Genomic DNA, 20,900 nt, shown 5'->3' on the forward strand with positions numbered 1-20,900 from the left:
ACTCAAACATAGACCCGATCGGGCCCATGAAACCATAGATCCAGGCCAAAACTTTGTGTGAACCTGTCCCAGATCGGCGCATTATTTCAGCCAGTCCGTCGCCAAGTCGTGCCCTGGGGGCCATCCTCGAGCACGATGCCGTTCGCCGTGAGCGCCGCGCGCAGACGATCGGCCTCGACCCAGTCCTTGCTGGCGCGCGCGGCGCGGCGCCGTTCGATCATGGCCTCGATCTCGGCATCGCTCAGGCCGCCTGCATCCAAGCCGCTTTGTAGATAGGCCTCGGGATCGTCCTGGAGCAGACCCAGCAGGTCACCCAGCTCACGCAACAAGGCGCCATGTGCCGCCGCCTGGTCCGGGTCATCGGACCTGAGCCGATTGACCTCACGCGCCAGATCGAAAAGCACGGCCAGTGCCTCGGGGGTGTTGAAGTCATCATCCATCGCCGCCCGGAAGCGGGTACGGAAGGGGTCGCCCGCGGCTGGGGCAGACTCGGGCAGCCTGCGCAGTGCGGTATAGAGCCGGGTCAGGGCCGCACGCGCCTGCTGGAGTGCGCCCTCGTCGTAATTGAGCGGGCTGCGATAGTGGCTGGTGAGGATGAAATAACGCACCTCTTCGGGCCGATAGCGGCGCAGGATCTCGCGCACCGTGAAGAAATTGCCCAGCGATTTGGACATCTTTTCTTCGTTGACGCGGACAAAGCCGTTGTGCATCCAGACATTGACGAAGGGCTCGCCCGTGGCGCCTTCGGACTGGGCGATCTCGTTTTCGTGGTGCGGAAACTGGAGGTCGGCCCCACCGCCGTGGATATCGAAATGGTTGCCCAGGGCACAGGTGCTCATCGCCGAGCATTCGATGTGCCAGCCAGGACGCCCCGGTCCCCAGGGCGAGTCCCAGGCCGGCTCGCCGGGCTTGGCCGCCTTCCAGAGCACAAAGTCGAGCGGATCGCGTTTGGCCTCGCCGATCTCGACCCGCGCCCCAGCGCGCAGCTCTGAGGGGGACTTGCCCGAGAGCTTGCCGTAGTCCGGAAAGCGACTGACGGCATAATAGACGTCGCCATTGTCGGCGACATAAGCGAAGCCCTTGTCGATCAGGGTTTGGACCATACTCAGGATCTCGCCGATGTGCTCGGTGGCGCGCGGCTCCTCGGTTGGCGGAAGCACGCCGAGCGCCGCGGCGTCCTCGTGCATGGCCTGGATGAAGCGCTCGGTCAGGGACTGGATGGTCTCGCCGTTCTCGTTGGCGCGGCGGATGATCTTGTCGTCGATATCGGTGATGTTGCGGACATAGGTCACCGTATAGCCGAGCGCACGCAGATAGCGATAGACCACGTCGAACACCACCAACACCCGCGCATGCCCGAGATGACAGTAGTCATAGACCGTCATCCCGCAGACATACATCCGGACCCGGCCGGGTTCGATGGGTTGGAAGGGCGCCTTCCGGCGGGTCAGGCTGTTGTAGATCTGGAGCATCGCGGCGATTTCGGGATGGCGGGATTTGAAATAAACGACAGCAGATTTACATGTTAACAAAGGCGCGGGCTTGGTAGGCGATCCATCTGCGCCCAAACCGGTCCGCCAGACGCGATCGGTCAGGCAACTCCACGACGATTGCACTAAGATATCTCGCCTGTCATCGTAATAGCCGCCAGAGACCATGCCACATCGCACCCTGACCGATTCCGGCGTCGGCTCACCCCGACGTCCGCTCTTGGACTCGATCGACAGCCCAGTCGACCTGCGCGCCCTGTCCGAGGACCAGCTGCCCGAACTCGCCAGCGAGCTGCGTTCCTTTTTGATCGAATGCGTCTCCAAGACCGGCGGACACCTCGCGGCCGGGCTCGGTGTGGTGGAGCTGACGATCGGATTGCACTATGTCTTCAACACCCCGCACGACCGGCTGGTGTGGGACGTCGGCCATCAGGCCTATCCGCACAAGATCCTCACCGGACGGCGCGCTCGCATGTGCACCCTGCGCCAGAAGGGCGGACTCTCGGGCTTCCCCAAGCGCAGCGAGAGCGAGTACGACGCCTTCGGTGTCGGACACTCCAGCACCTCGATCGGTGCCGCGCTCGGGATGGCGCTCGCGGCCAAGCAAAAAGGCGAACGGCGCGCCGTGGTCGCCATCATCGGTGACGGGGCGCTGGGTGCCGGCATGGCCTTCGAGGCGCTCAATCACGCCGGTTCGATGGACATCGACCTGGTGGTGATCCTCAATGACAACAAGATGTCGATCTCGCCACCGGTGGGGGCGATCAGCAACCATCTGGCACGCCTGCTCTCGGGCAAGCTCTACACCAGTGTGCGCGAGGGCAGCAAACAGGCACTCGCCGGGATGCCGCAGCTGCGCCAGTTGGTTGGGCGCTGGGAGGAACACATGAAGGGGATGCTGATGCCCAGCACCCTCTTCGAAGAGCTGGGATTCAATTACATCGGCCCGGTCGATGGGCACGACCTGGATGGACTGCTGCGCACCCTGCGCAACATCCGCGACATGCCGGGACAGCGGCTGTTGCACGTCGTCACCAAGAAGGGACGCGGCTTCGAGCCGGCCGAGGGTCAGCCGGTGATCTATCACGGCGTCGCCCCCTTTGATCATAAGACCGGACAGATCCTCAGTTCCAAGGGTGCGGGACCGACCTATACCCAGATCTTCGGTGGCTGGCTGCACGACACGGCTGCATCCGATCCGCGTCTGGTCGGCATCACCCCCGCCATGTGCGAAGGCTCGGGTCTGACGGCCTTCTCCAAGCGCTTCCCCGAGCGCTATTTCGACGTCGGTATTGCCGAGCAGCACGCCGTCACCCTGGCGGCAGGCCTGGCCTGCGAGGGACTCAAGCCCGTGGTCGCCATCTATTCGAGCTTTCTGCAACGCGCCTATGACCAGCTCGTGCATGACGTGGCGCTCCAGAACCTGGATGTGACCTTCGCTGTCGATCGCGCTGGACTGGTCGGGCCGGACGGTGCCACCCATGCCGGCAGCTTCGATCTGAGCTTCTGCCGTCCGATCCCGAACCTGGTGATCCTGGCGCCCTCCAACGAGAACGAATGCCGACGGATGCTCAAGACGGCCTATGAATATCCGGGACCGGCGCTGGTGCGTTATCCGCGCGGCACCGGTCCGGGGGTGGCCATCGACCCCCAGGCCCCGGCGCTGCCGATCGGCAAGGGCAAGATCCTGCGCGAGGGATCGCGGCTGGCGCTGCTCGCCTTTGGCCCCCTGGTCCAGGCCGCGCTGGAGGCCGCCGCGGTCTTCGATGCCACGGTCGCCGACATGCGCTTCGTCAAGCCGCTCGATGAGGCCCTGATCCTGGATCTGGCCGCCCGTCACGAGCTCCTGGTGACCCTAGAGGAAAACGCGATCGCCGGCGGGGCGGGTAGTGGCGTGGCCGAATTGCTGTCGGCACACGGGGTGGTCAAGCGCTGTCTGCATCTGGGGCTCCCCGATCGCTATGTCGATCAGGCCGAGCACCACGAACAGCTCGCCGAGGTCGGGTTGGATACGCCGGGCATCATCGCCAGCCTGGGCGCCGAGCTCGCACGGCACGAACAGGGGGACTGAGACCATGCTCGAGGTCCAACCGATCCCGGCCTTCGAGGACAACTACATCTGGCTCCTGACCGAAGGGACAGGAAAGGCCGTCGTGGTCGATCCGGGCGATGCCGAGCCGGTGCTGAAACGATTGAGCGACGAACGGCTGACCCTGACTGCGGTACTGATCACGCATCATCACTATGATCACATCGGCGGGCTGGAGGACCTGCTCGCCGCCTTCCCTGAACTGGAGGTCAATGGCCCGGACGACGATCGCATCCGCGCCCTCACCCGGCCTCGGCGCGAGGGCGAGACCTTCGCCCCGGCGGGGCTCGATACGGTGTTCCAGGTGCTGGAGGTCCCGGGCCACACCGCGAGCCACATCGCCTATCTCGGCGCTGGACGGCTGTTCTGCGGCGACACCCTGTTCGGAGCCGGTTGTGGACGGGTCTTCGACGGCAGCTTCGAGCAGCTCGCCCGCTCGCTAGAACGGATCGCCGCCCTGCCAGATGAGACGCTCTGCCATTGTGCGCACGAATACACCCAGTCCAATCTCGGGTTTGCCACCTGGGTTGAACCCAACAGCCCGGCTCTAGTCGAGCGCGTGCGCCAGGTTCAATTCCTGCGCTCCAGTGGCCAACCGACCGTCCCCTCGCGTCTGGATCTGGAACGCGCCACCAACCCCTTTCTGCGCACCCGCGAACCCAGCGTCATCGCCGCCGCCGAGCGCCAGGTTGGACGCCGGCTGACCACGAGCGCCGAGGTGTTCACCGCCCTCAGACGCTGGAAGGACGAGCACTACGACTGAGACGTCCGCCCCGCGGCGATCAGGGGCTCGATCTACGGCGAACCAAGTGCGATTGGGCGGCCCTGCCAGACGGAATCCCAAGGGACCTCCACCTAAGGCGTCGATCCATTGACGCTCTCCACGCCCCTCGGCGCCCGACGCCGGGCATGACGGCCCGGCAACCTCTGCCGGGCCTGGACCAGGCACCCGGCGTCATAGAATTGGCTCGAATTATGCTTTTGAGATCTCAAAGACGCTGCGGCTGACCGCCGGCGCGCCACCACCACTCAATCGAGGTTCATCATGTTCGAGTCGATCGCCGATGTCGTCGTCCTGATCCTGGAGCATCTGGATTCGAACCTGGTCACGGGTCTGTTCGTGCTGCTCATGGTCATGCTCTTCTCACTCGCCCTCGCCGCCACCCTGACCCGACGCGCGGCGGCCTTCCATCAAGCGACCCCGACGTTGCTGACCACACTCGGCATCCTGGGGACCTTTCTCGGCATCGCCATCGGGTTGCTGGACTTCGACGCCAGCCGGATCGAAGACAGCATCCCGCTCCTGCTGGAGGGGCTAAGGCTTGCCTTCATTACCAGTATCGTCGGTATCCTGCTTGCGACCGCACTGCGCCTGACGCAGGTGCTCAAGCGTGACGCCGCCGCAACCACCAGTGGACGTGCGAACGCAGCGACGCTCGATGCCAGCGACCCGATGGCCCTGTTCAGGCTCCAGATCCAGCTCGCCGACGCCCAGCTTACCACCACCCGTCAGCTTGGCGAACAGCTTGCGCGGATGGACCTGCACCTGATCCAGACCCTGGAGCGGCAACACGAGGCGCAACTGGCTGCGTTCCGGGACTTCGCCGACCAACTGAGCGAACTGGGTTCGCGCCAGCTCATAGCCGCGCTCGCCTCTGTCATCCAGGACTTCAACAACCAACTCGCCGCCCAGTTCGGCGAGAACTTCAGTCATCTCGACGCCTCGATCGGCAAGCTGTTGGAGTGGCAGGCGCAGTACCGCGACCACATGGACGCCCTGGGGGCACAACTCGAGCTGGCCGTCGCTGGGGTCGAGCGTTCACAGACCAGTCTCCAGACACTCACGCAGCAGGCCAGCCAGATCACGACCCAGGTCGAGGATCAGCGATCGATCATGCAGGCGCTCAAGCGCGAGACCCTGGAACTGGAGTCGCTGCTCGGCGCTGTGGCCGAATTGCGTGAACGGGCCAAGGAGGCCTTTCCGGCCATCGATCAGCGGCTAAGGACCATGCTGGAGACCATCGAGGGCGCGGTGCTCTCGGGGCTGGAGGCCCAGCAGCGCATCGGACGGCTTGGGGGCACGGCCTCGCCGCTGCCCGCCGCGCGCTTCGGCGCCGGCCATCTGGATCTCGCGAGGGCCTCGGCATGAAGACGATCCCAAACCCCTGGTCGAACGCATTGAGCGCCGCGATTCCAGCGGAGGACGAGGGCCACTGGCTGACGGTCTCGGACCTCATGGCCACCCTGATGATGATCTTTCTGTTCCTGGCCGTGTTGCACATGGTCCAGGTCGAACGGCTGCATCAGGCCGAGACCGAGGTGCGTGTCACCGCCGCCGAGTCGCGTCAGGCCATCTACTCGGCACTGGAACGTGAGTTTCGCCACGATCTGCCGCGTTGGAATGCCGAGCTGGTCGAGCGCACCCTGACCCTACGTTTTCGCGAACCAGACATCCTGTTCGATCGCAACTCGGCGCGCATCAAGCCCGAATTCGAGGCGATCCTGAACGACTTCTTGCCACGCTATGTCGCCCAGCTCGAACCCTTCCGCGACGTCATCCGCGAGATCCGGATCGAGGGCCACACGTCAAGCGAATGGAAGGCGGGTACCCCGCCGCTGGAGGCCTATTTTCTCAACATGGAACTGAGCCAACAGCGCACCCAGGCCGTGTTGCGATTCGCCTATGGGATCGACCTGATCAAGGGTAAGGACTGGTTCCGGGAGCGGGTTGCGGCGGTTGGGCTCTCGTCCTCGCGTCCGGTACTGGATGCGTCTGGGCACGAGGATACCGCTGCCTCGCGCCGGGTCGAGTTCAGTGTCCTGACCAACTTCGAGTCGCGTCTGCTCGAGCCGATTCGGCTGGAATCCGATGCATGGCGCCGATAGAGAGGGGTGTGACGATCAAGGACGATCGGACTCGGCCTGTCTCTCCTCGTGCATCCGCTCGACCGTCCCCTTGATCCGGGCGGCGCGAAAGAGCGCGGCATAGGCGCGATGCAGAAGTTGGATGAAACGCGGGTCGAGTTCCAGATCCTGTTCGAGACGTGCGTTGGCCCAGCGGTCGAGTCCGCGCGCGCTTGCAAGCAGGCGTTCATAATGAGGTGCGATGCGAGCCCACTCGTCCTCGACCCCATCGACCTGGGTCCAGGCGCGCACCAGTGTGTTCGGGTGGCGCTGATAGAAGATCCAGTTTGATCGCCCCTGCAGGATACAGCGGCATGCAAAATCATCGACGCTCAGGGTGCGGATCATGGTGCTGATCGCCTGGGCATCGTAGCGCACGCGCAGGCCGGCCGCGCGCAGCCGAAAGGCGAGTTCGATATCCTCGGCGCCGAAGCGGAACACCGGATCGAACAGACCGTGCTCAAGGAGCAGGGCGCGCTTGCAGGACGAACGTCCGCCCCAGAAGAATGAAAAATCCAGCTCCTGACCGTCCTTGAGCGCGGGGTAATGAAACAGCTGACAGCCTACGCCCGTGATATAGCGCATCAGTGGCGAGCGCGCTTGTTCGTATCCCAGACCCGTATAGCCGAGCACCGCGACCTCGGTTTGAGGATAGCGTCGATGGCTCAGCCAGTGCCGCTCCAGGCCGCGGCTGTCGAGCACGTCGTCATCGTCGAGAAAGACTAAGATCGGCGCACGCGCCAGGCAGACGCCATGGTTCTTGGCCGCCGCCAGGCCCGAGTTCGGCTGGCGGACGTAACGGAGATCGAGCAGTGGTGCGAAGGTCGCGGCGACCTGAGCGGTGTCGTCGCTCGATCCGTCGTCGATGAGCACGACCTCGAACTGTTCCGGGCCGAGCGTCTGGGCACAGAGCGCGCCGAGCGCCCGCGCCAGCAGAGGCGCGCGATTGTAGGTGCAGAGGATGGCGCTGATCAGGGGAGTCCGGCTCATGGGGCGCTCGTGGTCGGACCGGTCAGTGGGTAGGTCAGGTCGGCGATGCAGGCCTCAGACAGGCTCAGATGTGGATGGCGGGCTAAAAACGCCCGCATGGCGTCCTGGGTCTGGGTGTAGTCGTAGGTGCTGACCGGCTTGCGCAGGGCATGTCGAACCGGCACGGCATCGACGATGCCGAGCCAAAGGCCCTGGGCCCCAAGGAGGATGGGCCAGACGAAGTCCAGCCCCCAGCCCATGGGCGCCTCCTCGTCGAACGGCAGGAGTGCCGCGAACCCGTCGCGGCGTAGCGAGAACAGCGGCCCGATCTCGACGAAGCGGGTGCGGCGTGACTCAACGCCCGGGAGCTGATTGACGAATGGATGATCGGTATAGCTGTCATGAGTGCGCGCCGGCTGGGCTAAGGTGAAGTCGCGCGCCTCCTGAATGGCGAGAAAGCGATCGACGAAGCCTGGCGGTAGCTCGATGTCGTCGTCAACCACCATCAGATAGCGATAGCGCTCGATCTCGATCTCGGCGAGCAGCCGGTTGAGCAGCACGAACTTGGGCAGGCGCTCCGGGCTGTGCAGTCGCGTCAAGGACTCCAACTGGGGCGCGGGCGGCTCGTCGCCCTTGGGGCCGACCGATGCCCAATACAGATCGATCTCCCAATCGTGCGAACCGAGCAATTCGCGTGAAATCATCGCGGCATGGTTGGCGATCCCCGGCAGATAGACGCCCAGGATCAGGATACGGCGGTCAGTCTCACGAGGCGGCAGGCTCGCCCTCTGCGCCCCCTCCTCGCGGCTCCAACGTGCGACGGAGCCTGGTTGACCGCCGGTTCCAACACCGGGCACGGAACCTGAGACCGGCTCGGGCGGCGATTCAGTCAGCAGCGCGCGCAGGCGCTCGGCCACCACGGGCATCGAATAGCGCGCCCGCATCAGCGCCAGACCCGACTCGGAGAGACGCGCCCACAGCGTCTCGTCGCGATAGAGCCGCGTGACCGCCGCCGCGAAGTCCGCCGGATCTTCGGCGATCAGGGCGTCTTGCTCGTGCGTCAGACCCATTCCTTCGGCACCGATCGACGTCGTGACCACCGGCAACCCCTGGCTCAGACTCTGGCCGATCTTGCCCTTCATGCCGGCACCATGCCGTAGGGGCGCGACGAAGACCCGCGCTTGGTCAAAGTAGGGCTCGACCTGCGCCACATAGCCGACCACCTCGATGGCGGGTGAGGCCAGTCGGCGGATCGACTCGGGCATCTGGCTGCCGACGATGCGCAGTCGCACCTCAGGCAACTCGGCGCGCACCAGCGGCAGGATCTCGGCAGCGAAATAAAGCATGGCATCGACATTGGGTTCGTGCTGAAAGCCGCCGATGAAGAACAAATCACGCCGTCCATTCAGGGGCGCGGCCCGGTCGACGACCGGATGGACGTTTGGCAATACGTGCACGTCGAGCCTCGGATCTTCCTGGAGCAGACGCGCGCGCTCGTCCTCGGTGATGGCGACGACGCGATCGGCCGCGCGCGCATTGGCCAGTTCGAGCCGGCGATACCGATGCGCGCGTTCCAACAGCTCGGTTGGATCGGCGGCGAAGGCGGCGCCGCGTTCAAACCGCACCCAGTGCAGATCGACCGTGTCATAGATGACCATCGCCTGGGGGGCATACGCCCGCACCGGCGCCAGATAGACCTCGGCGAACTCAGGACGCGAGATCCAGACCTGCTTGTACCGATGCCCCTGGGCGACCAGATGCTCGAGCGCCGCCGTCGGACCGATCAGGGTTCGAATGCCGCGTGCGCGCAGCGCCTCGGCATAGTCCGGGCGCTCGGCCTCGCAATCGCCGATGAAGTCGACCGCCACGCCCGACTCCAGCAACAGATCCAGAATCAGGCGCAGACGATAGGACCCGGAGTCGAGATCGGGCGTCGGCGGTTTCCAGTCGATGACGAGCAGCCGGTCGGCCGGCTCATCGAGCGGCGGCAGCAGGACGCGCCAGTCACCGTCCCAGGCCGGTACATCGAGCACGGCCATCCGACGCGACCCGAGAGCCGCGAGCGGTCCTTGCAATAGCCAGTGTTTGATGCGCCGACGCCAGTGGATATCGATGGGCAGGGCGCGCCAGAGCTGACGCAACAGATCGATCGGACTCATGTCGCGTCGGACAATCGCACAGCTTTGAAAGACATGGAGAGACTCTTAAATACGCATCTGATCGTCGAAACAGGCCTGCCAATGGTGGTGTGAAGTCTGCCTAGAATCGCAACGAAACGCCAGTGATGACGCAGCGCGTGCATCGATCCGCCGCTCAGGGGGCGTCACAAAGGGGCTAACCCTCGCTTGCGTGATGGCGTACACTGGCCCTTTGTCTGGCAGGGAGACTCTTCATGTGCAATACCTGTGGCTGCAACATCACTTCCAGTAACGAACATCTGATCCAGGGCGACGGGCGTCACGCCCACACCGCCGACGGTAAGTCCGCCGTCGCAGTGCTCCAGGGTCTGCTCTCAGAGAACGATCATCAGGCCGCTCACAATCGCGAACATCTGGATCATCACGGTGTGCTGGCGGTGAATCTCATGTCCTCGCCCGGCGCCGGCAAGACCAGTCTGCTGGAGGCGACCATTGAGGCGCTCGGCCAGGAGCTGCGCGTGGCGGTCATCGAGGGCGATCTTGCAACCGAGAACGACGCCGCGCGCATCCGTGCCAAGGGCGTTTTGGCGATTCAGATCACCACCGGCAGCGCCTGCCATCTCGATGCCCACATGATCCACGAGGCACTCCACCGACTGGATCTTGACGGTATCGACTTGCTTTTCATCGAGAACGTCGGCAATTTGGTGTGCCCGGCCAGCTTCGATCTGGGTCAGCACCTGAACGTCATTCTGCTGTCGGTCCCCGAAGGCGACGACAAACCGGCGAAGTATCCGGTCATGTTCCGTGCGGCCGACCTGGTGCTCTGCTCCAAGTCCGATCTACTTCCGTTGATGCCTGAGTTCGATCCAAAACGCGCCGAGCATCATCTGCGCGCGCTTGCCAGCACGGCGCCTTTCGCGTGCGTCTCAGTGCGCTCGCGCGCGCACCTGGAACCCTGGTTACACTGGCTACGCGACGAATGGCGGGTCCAAGGCGCGCGGCTAGAAACCCAGGGCGCGATCCGTCCGGGTCGGCGGCACGAGGGCGAACACCGCTCGGATCCGACAGGCACCTCCGTCCCCAGATACCAGGATCATCACCACCATGAGCCATCACCCACACACGGCTGATCGGCTTATCCAATCACGGATGTCAGACGAGCGGCGCCTATCGCCGAGGTATCGCGTCAGGATGACCGAAAAAACCATAAAGCCCGATCTGGAGGATTCATGTCAGTGTCCGTACAACGCAAACACGCCCTCTCCATCCCAGCCTTGAGCGCCGCAGCCGCCATCCTGGCCTATGCACCTGTAGGCCAGGCCTTTAATTTCGGCGATATGATGAATCCAAACCGCTGGTTCGGTGGCGGCGACCGTTACAACGACCGCTATGACGATCCCTACTGGGGTGGTGGACCCTATGGTCCCGGCCCTTACAGCGGCTATGGTTATCCAGGCGTCTATGGCACCCCCTATGGTCTGCCCTATGGCGCACCAGGATTTGTCGTGCCGTCTGCCGGCTATGGGACCGCCGCGCCCCCAGCGCCCACGACAACACCGGCACAATCGACGCCGACTCAGTCCAGGGTCGATCCGGGTGAGGTCGAGGCGCTCAAGCGTCGAATCGAGGCGCTAGAGTCGCGCCAAAAGCAGGATCAGCCTAAACCGCAGACGTCCGAATGGCCGGCGCCCTCCTCCTTCAGACCCATGAATCAATACTGATCCGCGTTCCAACCATGCCCGGAACACCGAGCCGTCCTCGTCGGTCCATACCCGGTCACGAGAACAGGCGCTGGGCTCCGAGTGGCACGGTTGGGATCGCCCCCTGACCTCGCATGTTTCAGTACGCCACACCGGGTTCAACCAGCGCCTTGGACGACTCGCCCTGAATGACTATCGTGCGCGCCCAGTCCACGAGTCTCCTTGAGATCGCCCTGCGCTACCTGCCGCGGATGCTCCATGTGCTGCGCACCGAGGGGGTGGTTGTTCTGCTGCGTAAGCTACGTCGGCGGCTGAATATCCGTCCGTTGGCGTCCGGGGGACCACCGATCCTGCTCGCGCTCAAAGAACCCTTTGACCCTATCGCCTTTCCGCGTCATGCCGAACCGCGCATCTCGGTCGTCATCGCGATCCAGCGATCGCTGCGGTCCATCCATCATTGTCTTGCGGCGCTCGCCGGTGCCGAGACCCGGACCGCGTTCGAGGTCGTGCTGGTCGCCGGGACGGTCGATGATCGAACGCGCCAACTGGCACGCTATCCAGGCACGCGCCTGATCCAGGCGACGAACGCCTCCGGACTCGCCGCCGTGCTCGACCAGGGGGCACGTGCGGCCCGCGGCGAGTTCATTGTCTTTCTGAGCGACGACACCCAGGTCCAGCCCGGCTGGCTGGACGTGCTGGCACAGAGCTTCGCGGAGACGCCCGACGCCGGCATCCTCGGCTGCCGTCTGCTCTACCCCGATGGACGCCAGCGCGAGATCGGGCGTCGGATCGATCCAGATGGATCCATCCATCGGCTAGGCCGGCTGGGCGACCCAGACCAGCCCGCCCACGGCTACCGGCGCGCGGTCGATGCCTGTTCACCCGCCGCGCTCGCGATCCGCGCCGAGCTGTTCCAACGTCTGGACGGTTTCGACCCGACCCTGATCGAGGCCGATGACCTGGCGACCGACCTGGCCTGCCGCGCACGCGCCCAGGGATGGCGGGTCTACTGTCAGCCGCTCTCGCGTGTGGTCCGGTTCGGATCCATCGACGAGCCCCGGCTTAAGCCGAACCCTGGACTTGTCCCCCGGGCGCAGATCGGATCCGAGGGGGTGCTGAGGCGCGTGCTGGTGGTCGACAGCTACATGGTCACGCCCGACCGCGAGTCCGGCTCATTGCGCATGCTCAACCTGTTTCGCATCCTTCAGGGACTTGGCTATCAGGTGACATTCGCCGCCGCCAATCTGGAAGCCCCTCAGCCCTATGTCGCCGACCTGCAACGTCAGGGGGTCGAGGTGCTCTATCGCCCCCATGTGCGCTCGATCAGCCGACATCTAGCCGACGAAGGTGCGCGCTATGATCTCGTGATCCTGAGCCGGGCTGATGCCGCCGCCCAGGTCATGGGTGCCGCGCGGCGCCACTGCACGCGGGCGCGGATCGTCTTCGACACGGTTGACCTGCACTTCCTGCGTGAACAGCGGCTTGCCGAACTGCGCGGCGACCGGGGCACGCGCCTGCTCGCCGAGGCGCGCAAGCGTCAGGAATTGGAATTGATGCGTCAGGCTGATCTGACCCTGGTGGTGAGCGAGGCCGAGCGCGACTTGCTGGCCGTGGAGGCGCCGGACGTCAATGTGCGTGTGATCTCCAATATCCACCAGATCTTCGGCTCGGCCAACCCGCCCGAGGCAAGGCGCGATCTGCTCTTTATCGGTGCCTTCTCGCATCCGCCCAATCGCGACGCCGTGCTCTTCTTCTGCGACGAGGTCATGCCACGACTGCGCGCGCGTCTGCCCGGGATCCGGCTCAAGGTCATAGGCTCAGATCCACCGGACGAGGTACTGACGCGGGCCGGGGACACGACCGGCGTCGATGTGCTAGGCCATGTGCCGGACGTCGCGCCCTTTTTCGCCGCTTGCAAGCTCTCGGTGGCGCCGCTGCGCTATGGCGCTGGGGTCAAGGGCAAGATCAATCAGAGTCTCGCCTACGGCTTGCCGGTCGTTGCCACCCGCTTGGCGATCGAGGGGATGCACCTGGTCGATGGCGAGTCCGTCCTGGTCGCCGACACGCCCGAGGCCATGGTCGAGGCCGTGATCCGTCTGCATCTGGATCCTGCGCTCTGGCGGCGGCTGTCTGCGGGCGGCCTGGCGGTGATGGAGGCGCATTTTAGTTTCGCGGCGGCCGAGCGGGCCGTGCGCGCGGCACTCGTTCCGGAGTTTAGCCCTTGACCGATCTTGATTCCCTGTCTATTCCGTCCGTCAGCGTGATCCTGGTCAACTATAACGCCGGTCCATGGCTCACGGAGGCGGTGGGTGCCGCGCTTGACTCCAGCGTTGCGGTCGAGGTCATCGTCAGCGACAACGGGTCAAGCGACGAGAGCCTGGAGCGGCTGAGACGGGTCCATGGCCGAGACGCGCGCCTGCGGATCCTGGAGAACGGCGCCAATCTCGGTTTCGCCGCTGCCAACAACCGGGCACTGTCCCTGGCACGTGCCGAGCGGCTGTTGTTCCTCAATCCCGATTGCCTGATCGCGCCGGATACGCTCGAGCGTCTGATCCACTATTTCGACGCCCGTCCCGATGTGGGGATGATCGGGTGCCTGGTGCTCGATCCGGACGGGAGCGAACAGGTCGCCTGTCGCCGCGCCATTCCCGATCCCTGGATCGCGCTGCGGCGGATCCTGCGCCTGGATCGTTTGAGCCGCTCGGCGTCCGGGCGGTGTCTGGACCAACGCCATCAGCCACGACCGACCGCGCCGGTCGAGGTCGAGGCGATCTCCGGCGCCTTCATGCTGACGACCCGCCGAGCCCTGGAACGGGTCGGCCCGCTCGACGCGGGCTATTTCCTGCATTGCGAGGATCTCGACTGGTTCGTGCGCTTCCACGAGGCAGGTTTGAAGATCCTGTTCGTGCCGGACGTCAGTGTCACCCATCATAAGGGGGCCTGTAGCACCGGCGATCCACTGGCCGTCGAGCGCCACAAGCATCGCGGTATGGTGCGCTTCTTTCGCAAGCATCAGATGCAACGCCATTCGCGACTGTTCGGCTGGCTCGTGATCCTCGGCATCTGGGCTCACTTCGGACTCAGGGCGGTTGCGATCTGGCTCGGATCCGGGGGCCGTCGATGACGAACAGGACACAGGTGTCAGAACTCGGCCCCGTCCTGGTCACCGGGGCGACCGGCCAGGTCGGGCGTCGTCTGGTCTCTGCCCTGCTCGCCAGCGGACATCCGGTGACCGTCCTGACCCGCGCCCCCGCGTCGGTGCGACGGCTGTGGCCAAACCACCGGGTTGGGGTCCATGTGGGCGATCTGACCGAGGCCGAGACGCTCGCCGGTCTCGGTGCCGGGATCCAGACCCTCTTTCATCTGGCCAGCTATACCCCGCGTCCCGAGGAGCCGGATCTCTACAACGCCCCCGGGCACTGGCGCGTGACCGCCGAGGGCACGGTCAATCTGGCGGTGGCACTCGCCGAGGCACCGATCGAGCGGTTGATCTATGTGAGCACCGTCAAGGCGATGGGAGATCAGGCAGGTTCGCTCGGTCGTCCGGCCAGCGCCGCCATGCCTCCGGAGCCGGACTGTCTCTATGGCCGGGCCAAGCTGGCCGCCGAGCGGCAGCTTCTGGCCTTCGGCCGGGCGCGTGGGATCAAGGCGAGCGTGATGCGCCTGCCGATGGTCTATGGGCTCGACGGCGCCGGCAACCTCGCCCGCCTGGTCGAGGCCGTGGCCGCTGGACGCTTCCCACCCTGGCCGCGTCTCGACAATCGGCGCTCGGCGATCCATGTCGATGACGCGATCGCCGCCGCGCTCTTGATCATACGTCACCCAGAGACCGGCGATCAGACCTATATCGCCACCGATGGCCGGACCTATTCGACCCGCTGGATCTATGAGCGGACCCTGTCGGCGCTGGGGCGTCCCATCCCGCACTGGACTGTGCCGCTGTGGGTGCTGCGAGGCGTCGCATTCGCTGGCACGCTGGCCGAGCACAGGCTCGGGCGCCGGATGCCGCTGACGCGCGAGACGCTTTCAAAACTGATGGACGATGCCTGGTACGACTCCAGTGCGCTCAGGGCACTGGGGTTTGCGCCTCGACATGGGCTGGAGGATGAGATCAAGCGCCTGGCGCAGCGACTGGAGACTGGACCCGCTCCATGAGCCGTGTCACGGCGCGTTCGGTCAGTGGATTCTGGCTGAGCAGACGCGCGGTTCCCTTGCGCAGATGCGCCGCCAGACTCGCAGCAGCCAGGGTCATGGCGTTCTCGCCCTGACGATTGGTGAAGAGATAGACGCCCTTGAATTCGCTCACCCAGTTCAAGCGCAGGGTATGGCGGGTTCCTCGTTCCGTTTGGAACTCGATCCAGGCCCCAGGCTCAAGCGCCCGCACCAGTTTGAGATGGGGGTCGTCGTCCGGCAGCGTGCCGGGACGACCGGGAGGCGTCGGCCTGGACGGCGGCGTCACTGTGGGCTCAGGTGTCGGACGTGCGGTTGAAGACGGCGACGACGCCACCTCGCTCGTCACGGCACCTTCTCCCCGTAAGGCCGCCACATGACGCTGGATGAGCACATTGAAGAACTCACTCCACGCCGCTTCCTGACCCAGGCGCGCCAGTCCCGAACGCAATCCCTGGATCAGGCGCGGTAGCAGACCGATGAAACGCTCACGATCCGCTGGATGGATCTTTGGCTCCAGGCTCCAGATCAGATCATCCATGAGCTGGATCGCTTGGGTCCATTCCGCGTCCGTCGGTCCCTGGCGCACGAAGATCTCGCTTAGCACCTGACTCCAGCCGCGCTCCAGAAACTCCACAATCAACCCCGGAACCCCGGGACGGGTGACGCGCCTTTGGACCTCGGCGGCGACATGGGTGGCGGCCAGATCCTGGCGCTCGCGTCGTGCAAGTCCGGCGACCAGTCCGACGGCACGGTCACGCGACTGAGTCTCCTCCTCGGCCAGAAAGGCTTCGAGTCTCTGGACCTGCTCGGCCAGGATCCCGATATCGGACTCGAATCCCTCGATCACGCTCGTGACGACCGAGCGAATCATGTCCAAAAACCTCGGCTGCTCGTCTTCTCCTCGTCCAAGTCCTGCTTGGGCGATGAGATCGAGCAGACGCCGCGCCGGATGTTGGCGATCGGAAAAGAATCCCTTGTCGAGCAGGGCGACCTTCAACACCGGAATCTGGAGCTTGGCGATTTCGGCGCGCACTGCCGCCGGTAGATCGGGATCATCGAAGATCGCCTCGAAAAGCATGGCCACGATGTCGATCGTCATGGCATCCAGCCGGGGCGATCCCTTGGCCATGGGTGTGGCGCGCAATTGAGCGATGGCATTGCTGGCCCAGGGGTCAAGGGGCGCCATCCCCAGACCCGGTGCCGCCCCTGGAATCAGGGGTCCGCGTTGCAGACTGCTCAGCGTCTGCATCAGTCGCTCGTGCTCGAATGGTGTGAGCGTACTGTCAGCAACCGCGGCAGACACGGCAGATCCGGCGACAGTAGGCGGCAACACCGGATAGCCGGGGGGCGGCTGTAACAAACTGACCAAGCGCGCAAAGATATCAGCGGGCGGGAGCGGCGGTCCGCTTGACATCGCCGTGTCTGTGGCCGGCCCCCTTGGCGCGGACGTCGAACCTGCAAGGTTTGACTGGACAGCGGTTGTTTGCGGTCCACTCAGTGGGATCTTGGGCAGGATCCCAGACTCGATCAGATAACGATTGATCTCGTTGTAGATCTCGGGAAGTTCGGCCGATGTCTGGCGCTCGAACACCTGCATCAGAAAGATCGCCAGCTCACGGCTGGCATCCAGGCTGGTGAGTGCCTGGAACAAGGCGCGATAGAGGGTGATCGGGTGCAGGGGATTGTCTTCCGGCGTGATGCGCGCCCCATTCAACAAGACCGCCAGACGTCGATCGAGCGCCAACAGAGGTTGGGCACAGTTGAAGGACGCCCGCGTCGTCAGCTTGGAGAGCGCCAGATCGACTTCAAAGTCTTCTTCGTCGACCAGCTTGAGTTCCTCGGGCACTCTGGTCGGCATGGGTGCATCCGGGCGTCCCAGGCATTCGATGGCCTCATTGAAGCGCTCCACATAGGCTGCGCGGAAACGCTGCAACAACAGAGGCGTGCGATTGGCAAGCAGAGATACAGCGTCGAAACACAGCTGACGCAGACCCTGATCAACTGCTTGATCCATCATATCGAACAATTCATCGTTCGCGCGTCCGACGTGGCGCGTGAAGACAGCCAGCACCGTATCGATCAGACGCTCTCGACAGGTCTCGAGAATGGATACGGTCTCAGCCCGTCTGACATCGGGGGAGCTGGCCTCCCGCGCCCCAAAGGGGATGACATTCGAGTTGGGTTGTTTGATCATGACAAAGGACGCAAACCCTTGGTAATAAATCGTGTCACGAGTTTTAAGGGTCTAGAAGATGGATCGAGGATGGCCGGACGCCCCAACGTCTAAATGGAGCTGACACCGGATTCGAGAGGCGGTTTACCGAGAGTCAAGTTTAGAAACCTGGGCCAAGTCTGTTTGCCAACCCCGTCACACTCCGGGCAAAAGTCCTCGTCTTCCAAGCGTCGAGACTATTCCACGGTCACCGACTTGGCCAGATTACGCGGCTGATCGACATCCGTGCCCTTGAGCACGGCGACATGATAGGCCAGCAGCTGCAGCGGGATGCTGAAGATCAGCGGATCGATCAGATCATCGGTTTCGGGCAGACGCACGATCGTCAGGCCCTTGGTCTCCTCCAAAGGTACCTGGAAATCGGCGAAGGCGATGAGCTGACCGCCCCGGGCGCGCACCTCCTCCAGATTGGACTTGAGCTTGGCGAGCAGGATGTTGTTGGGCACCAGGGCTACCACTGGCATCTGCTCGTCGATCAGGGCCAGGGGACCGTGTTTGAGCTCGCCTGCGGCATAGGCCTCGGCGTGGATATAGGAGATCTCCTTGAGCTTGAGCGCACCCTCCATGGCGATCGGGTAGTGTTCGCCACGCCCGAGAAAGAGCGCATGCTGTTTGTCGATAAAACGCTCGGCGAGCGCGGCGATGGTCGCATCGAGTCGCAGCACCTCATCGATCCGCCCCGGCAAGCTGCGCAACAAGGCGACCAGCCTGGACTCAGTCGCCGCATCCAGCTGGTGGAAGCGTCCGAGCGCGATGGTCAGGAGCAACAAGGCCACCAACTGGGTGGTGAAGGCCTTGGTCGAGGCCACCCCGATCTCGGGCCCGGCATGGGTGAGAAAGACCAGATCCGACTCGCGCACCAGTGAGCTCTCGGGCACATTGCAGATGGCGAGCGTCGCCAAATAGCCCAAGTCCTTGGCACGGCGCAGTGCCGCCAGGGTATCCGCGGTCTCACCCGACTGCGAGAGGGTCAAAAACAGCGCCCGCTCGGGGACGATATGCCGCCGATAGCGATACTCGCTCGCCACCTCGACCTGACACGGCAGACCGGCGATCCCCTCGATCCAGTGACGCGCCACCAGGGCGGCATGGAAGCTGGTCCCACAGGCCACGATGGTCAGGGCCCGCGCCTCGGCGAAGAGCCCAGCGGCCTGGGTCCCAAAGATCTCCGGCAGGACGCGATCGTCCATCAGACGCCCTTCCAGGGTGTCGGCGATGGCGCGCGGCTGCTCGAAGATCTCCTTCTGCATATAGTGCCGATAGGGACCGCGTTCGGTGAGCTCGGGTGAGACCGTGGAGAGCCTGAGCGGGCGTTCGACGAGCCGGCCAGACCGATCCCAGATACGGACCTGATCACGGCTCAGCTCGGCCAGGTCGCCATCCTCCAAGAAGATGAAGCGATTGGTGACCGGCAGGAGCGCAAAGACGTCTGAGGCGATGAAATGCTCGCCGAACCCGACCCCGATCACCAGTGGACTGCCGTGGCGTGCCGCGACCAGGTGGTCGGGATCAGCGGCATCGATGACGCCCAGCGCATAGGCCCCGCGCAGACGCTGGCTGACCTTGCGCACGGACTCGACCAAGCTGAGTCCGCGCCTCAGTTCGGCATGGATGGCATGGACGATGACTTCGGTATCCGTTTCCGAGGTAAAGACATAGCCGTCCGCCCGCTGCTGGTCTCGCAGCTCGTTGTGGTTTTCGATGATGCCGTTGTGGACCAGGGCACAGCGCTCCCCGCTGAGATGGGGGTGTGCATTGTGGGTCGCAGGCTCGCCGTGGGTCGCCCAGCGCGTATGGGCGATGCCGAGCGTGCCCGACACCGGATCGGCGGCGATCAACTCGGCCAGGCGCGCGACCTTGCCGAGCGTGCGCCGCCGCTCGAGCCGACCCGAATCGCCGAGCACGGCCAGCCCGGCCGAGTCATACCCACGATACTCGAGCCGGCGCAACCCTTCCAACAGGATGGCTGCGACCGGGCGTTGAGCAATGGCACCGACGATTCCGCACATGATGACAGGAGGCTCCTGATTCGAATAGGGTTGACAGCCTAGTCAGTCGACAGCGGGCTGTAAATCGATTCCACTCGATCCACCCCTTTGGGTAGCTCGGGCAGGTCAGGGCTGGATGCACCCATGCACTCGCCGCCTCGCCACGCGGCACTACAGATCCATCGTCTCAGGAACTACACTGGGATCCGGAACGCGCACGTCAACAAGTGACCTGCCGAACGTTGACGACGCTTCGCAATGACTAAAAAGTAGTCTAGGGTTTTCCGTGTCATTTAATTGAAAAGTGATAATGACGTGACGAACACTTTCATACTGAAGTCCCTTGATGGTAATACAACGCTTCACCTGCAACAGAAAGAATACGTTGTGGGCCGAGGGTCGAACTGTGATGGTATAGTCGCGCACAATAATGTCTCACGGCGCCACGCACTATTTCGGGTAACGCCTGAGGGGGTCACCGTGCAAGATCTAGGGTCCACCAATGGCACCGCGGTCAACAACCAACGCATAGCCCGCGAGACTCAGATCCGTCCGGGGGATGTGATCACTCTAGGCACGATTTCATTCTGCCTTATGGTCGAAAAGGATCCCAACGAAACGGTTCTGATGCAAAACCTGTCCGGTGTGTTGAAGGAGGCTGAAAATTCATTCGTCGAGGAGGTGATTTCAATAGGTGGAGAGACCATCATCCGTGAAAAATTTCCGACGCCGCCGGGTTGGGTGAATGAGGGCGAAGACGTTACCTCAGGAGCCTCAAGACATCGCGCCAGTTCCAGGGCGGTCGAGGCTTTGCTGACCAGATGCCAGCAAGACCCAAACAATGCGGCAGCCTTGGTCGTTCTGTCCGGAGCCGAGAAATCTCGTGTTGTTTGTCTTGCCGTCACAGCCAATCAGCAACGCTGGACTATCGGACGCGATCACCAGGCGCAGATCCAATTCACAGACCCCGGAGTCAGCCGCCATCACGCCGAACTGATTTATGAATTCGGTATATGGCGCATAGAAAACAAAAGCTCAAAAAACCCTGTCTTGGTCAATGGTTCCCAGATGCCTTCCATGCTACTGAATCATCGGGATGAAATCAATTTAGGTGGTGTTTTAATGGTCTTCTTTGTAATTGATAGGAGGTCTACCTGAGGAAACACGGATCAAACTCACTCGCCCCGCTTGCGGGGGAGCGGTTTAGTGTGAG

The 20,900-nt window shown here is 63.8% G+C and carries 15 protein-coding genes; 10 read left to right on the forward strand and 5 right to left on the reverse strand.

Features of this window, described 5'->3' with window-relative positions:
- Window positions 1-86 precede the first annotated feature (86 nt).
- Window positions 87-1,472 carry a cysteine--tRNA ligase gene (gene cysS / locus E6P07_RS12560; RefSeq protein ID WP_153975920.1) on the reverse strand — a complete coding sequence of 462 codons (1,386 nt, stop codon included), beginning with the start codon at window positions 1,470-1,472 and terminating at the stop codon, window positions 87-89.
- Window positions 1,473-1,656: 184 nt separating this feature from the next.
- Between cysS and dxs the strand changes: the two genes are divergently transcribed.
- From dxs to E6P07_RS12580, 4 genes are all read left to right on the forward strand, one after another.
- Window positions 1,657-3,561, forward strand: a complete 1,905-nt coding sequence (gene dxs / locus E6P07_RS12565) for a 1-deoxy-D-xylulose-5-phosphate synthase (protein ID WP_153975921.1) — start codon at window positions 1,657-1,659, stop codon at window positions 3,559-3,561.
- Window positions 3,562-3,565: 4 nt separating this feature from the next.
- On the forward strand, window positions 3,566-4,342 hold the full coding sequence (gene gloB / locus E6P07_RS12570) for a hydroxyacylglutathione hydrolase (protein WP_153975922.1): 777 nt from the start codon (window positions 3,566-3,568) through the stop codon (window positions 4,340-4,342).
- Window positions 4,343-4,624: 282 nt separating this feature from the next.
- The gene (locus E6P07_RS12575; RefSeq protein WP_153975923.1) at window positions 4,625-5,728 is read left to right on the forward strand and encodes a hypothetical protein; all 1,104 of its coding nucleotides are present in this window, start codon (window positions 4,625-4,627) and stop codon (window positions 5,726-5,728) included.
- Window positions 5,725-6,465, forward strand: coding sequence for an OmpA family protein (locus E6P07_RS12580; protein WP_153975924.1), 741 nt, complete (start codon window positions 5,725-5,727; stop codon window positions 6,463-6,465). Before E6P07_RS12575 ends, E6P07_RS12580 begins: the two co-directional genes overlap by 4 nt.
- Window positions 6,466-6,480: 15 nt before the next feature.
- Here the strand turns inward: E6P07_RS12580 and E6P07_RS12585 are convergent, their stop codons facing one another.
- Window positions 6,481-7,473, reverse strand: a complete 993-nt coding sequence (locus tag E6P07_RS12585; protein ID WP_153975925.1) for a glycosyltransferase family 2 protein — start codon at window positions 7,471-7,473, stop codon at window positions 6,481-6,483.
- The gene (locus E6P07_RS12590) at window positions 7,470-9,611 is read right to left on the reverse strand and encodes a glycosyltransferase (RefSeq protein WP_153975926.1); all 2,142 of its coding nucleotides are present in this window, start codon (window positions 9,609-9,611) and stop codon (window positions 7,470-7,472) included. The genes E6P07_RS12585 and E6P07_RS12590 overlap by 4 nt, the downstream gene beginning before the upstream one ends.
- Before the next feature lie 233 nt (window positions 9,612-9,844).
- On the opposite strand from E6P07_RS12590, the gene hypB reads away from it, so the two are divergent.
- The 5 genes from hypB to E6P07_RS12615 all read left to right on the forward strand — a co-directional run bounded on the left by hypB (window position 9,845) and on the right by E6P07_RS12615 (window position 15,448).
- Window positions 9,845-10,723: a hydrogenase nickel incorporation protein HypB gene (hypB, locus tag E6P07_RS12595; RefSeq protein ID WP_153975927.1), complete on the forward strand. Its 879-nt coding sequence runs from the start codon at window positions 9,845-9,847 to the stop codon at window positions 10,721-10,723.
- Window positions 10,724-10,822: 99 nt separating this feature from the next.
- On the forward strand, window positions 10,823-11,314 hold the full coding sequence (locus tag E6P07_RS12600; RefSeq protein ID WP_153975928.1) for a hypothetical protein: 492 nt from the start codon (window positions 10,823-10,825) through the stop codon (window positions 11,312-11,314).
- A gap of 167 nt (window positions 11,315-11,481) precedes the next feature.
- Complete coding sequence (locus tag E6P07_RS12605; RefSeq protein WP_153975929.1) at window positions 11,482-13,518, forward strand: glycosyltransferase; 2,037 nt, start codon at window positions 11,482-11,484, stop codon at window positions 13,516-13,518.
- Window positions 13,515-14,417, forward strand: coding sequence for a glycosyltransferase family 2 protein (locus tag E6P07_RS12610; protein ID WP_153975930.1), 903 nt, complete (start codon window positions 13,515-13,517; stop codon window positions 14,415-14,417). Before E6P07_RS12605 ends, E6P07_RS12610 begins: the two co-directional genes overlap by 4 nt.
- A gap of 14 nt (window positions 14,418-14,431) precedes the next feature.
- Window positions 14,432-15,448 carry an NAD-dependent epimerase/dehydratase family protein gene (locus E6P07_RS12615; protein WP_246172854.1) on the forward strand — a complete coding sequence of 339 codons (1,017 nt, stop codon included), beginning with the start codon at window positions 14,432-14,434 and terminating at the stop codon, window positions 15,446-15,448.
- On the opposite strand, the gene E6P07_RS12620 is transcribed toward E6P07_RS12615, so the two are convergent.
- Window positions 15,405-17,660 (reverse strand): DUF1631 domain-containing protein, encoded by a 2,256-nt coding sequence (locus E6P07_RS12620; RefSeq protein ID WP_153975932.1) that lies wholly within the window; start codon window positions 17,658-17,660, stop codon window positions 15,405-15,407. The genes E6P07_RS12615 and E6P07_RS12620 overlap by 44 nt on opposite strands.
- A gap of 215 nt (window positions 17,661-17,875) precedes the next feature.
- Window positions 17,876-19,708, reverse strand: coding sequence for a glutamine--fructose-6-phosphate transaminase (isomerizing) (gene glmS / locus E6P07_RS12625; RefSeq protein WP_153975933.1), 1,833 nt, complete (start codon window positions 19,706-19,708; stop codon window positions 17,876-17,878).
- A gap of 294 nt (window positions 19,709-20,002) precedes the next feature.
- Here glmS and E6P07_RS12630 point away from each other — a divergent pair, with 294 nt between their 5' ends.
- Entirely contained in the window at window positions 20,003-20,845 is an 843-nt protein-coding gene (locus tag E6P07_RS12630; RefSeq protein WP_162008645.1) for an FHA domain-containing protein, read from the forward strand.
- Window positions 20,846-20,900 lie beyond the last annotated feature (55 nt).

It is taken from the genome of Thermochromatium tepidum ATCC 43061 (assembly GCF_009664085.1).
Taxonomy (GTDB): Bacteria; Pseudomonadota; Gammaproteobacteria; order Chromatiales; family Chromatiaceae; genus Thermochromatium; species Thermochromatium tepidum.

Coding starts and splice junctions, on each gene's coding strand:
- cysS (WP_153975920.1), bottom strand. CDS start 1,472: ATGCTCCAGATCTACAACAGCCTGACCCGCCGGAAGGCGCCCTTCCAA.
- dxs (WP_153975921.1), top strand. CDS start 1,657: ATGCCACATCGCACCCTGACCGATTCCGGCGTCGGCTCACCCCGACGT.
- gloB (WP_153975922.1), top strand. CDS start 3,566: ATGCTCGAGGTCCAACCGATCCCGGCCTTCGAGGACAACTACATCTGG.
- E6P07_RS12575 (WP_153975923.1), top strand. CDS start 4,625: ATGTTCGAGTCGATCGCCGATGTCGTCGTCCTGATCCTGGAGCATCTG.
- E6P07_RS12580 (WP_153975924.1), top strand. CDS start 5,725: ATGAAGACGATCCCAAACCCCTGGTCGAACGCATTGAGCGCCGCGATT.
- E6P07_RS12585 (WP_153975925.1), bottom strand. CDS start 7,473: ATGAGCCGGACTCCCCTGATCAGCGCCATCCTCTGCACCTACAATCGC.
- E6P07_RS12590 (WP_153975926.1), bottom strand. CDS start 9,611: ATGAGTCCGATCGATCTGTTGCGTCAGCTCTGGCGCGCCCTGCCCATC.
- hypB (WP_153975927.1), top strand. CDS start 9,845: ATGTGCAATACCTGTGGCTGCAACATCACTTCCAGTAACGAACATCTG.
- E6P07_RS12600 (WP_153975928.1), top strand. CDS start 10,823: ATGTCAGTGTCCGTACAACGCAAACACGCCCTCTCCATCCCAGCCTTG.
- E6P07_RS12605 (WP_153975929.1), top strand. CDS start 11,482: ATGACTATCGTGCGCGCCCAGTCCACGAGTCTCCTTGAGATCGCCCTG.
- E6P07_RS12620 (WP_153975932.1), bottom strand. CDS start 17,660: ATGATCAAACAACCCAACTCGAATGTCATCCCCTTTGGGGCGCGGGAG.
- glmS (WP_153975933.1), bottom strand. CDS start 19,708: ATGTGCGGAATCGTCGGTGCCATTGCTCAACGCCCGGTCGCAGCCATC.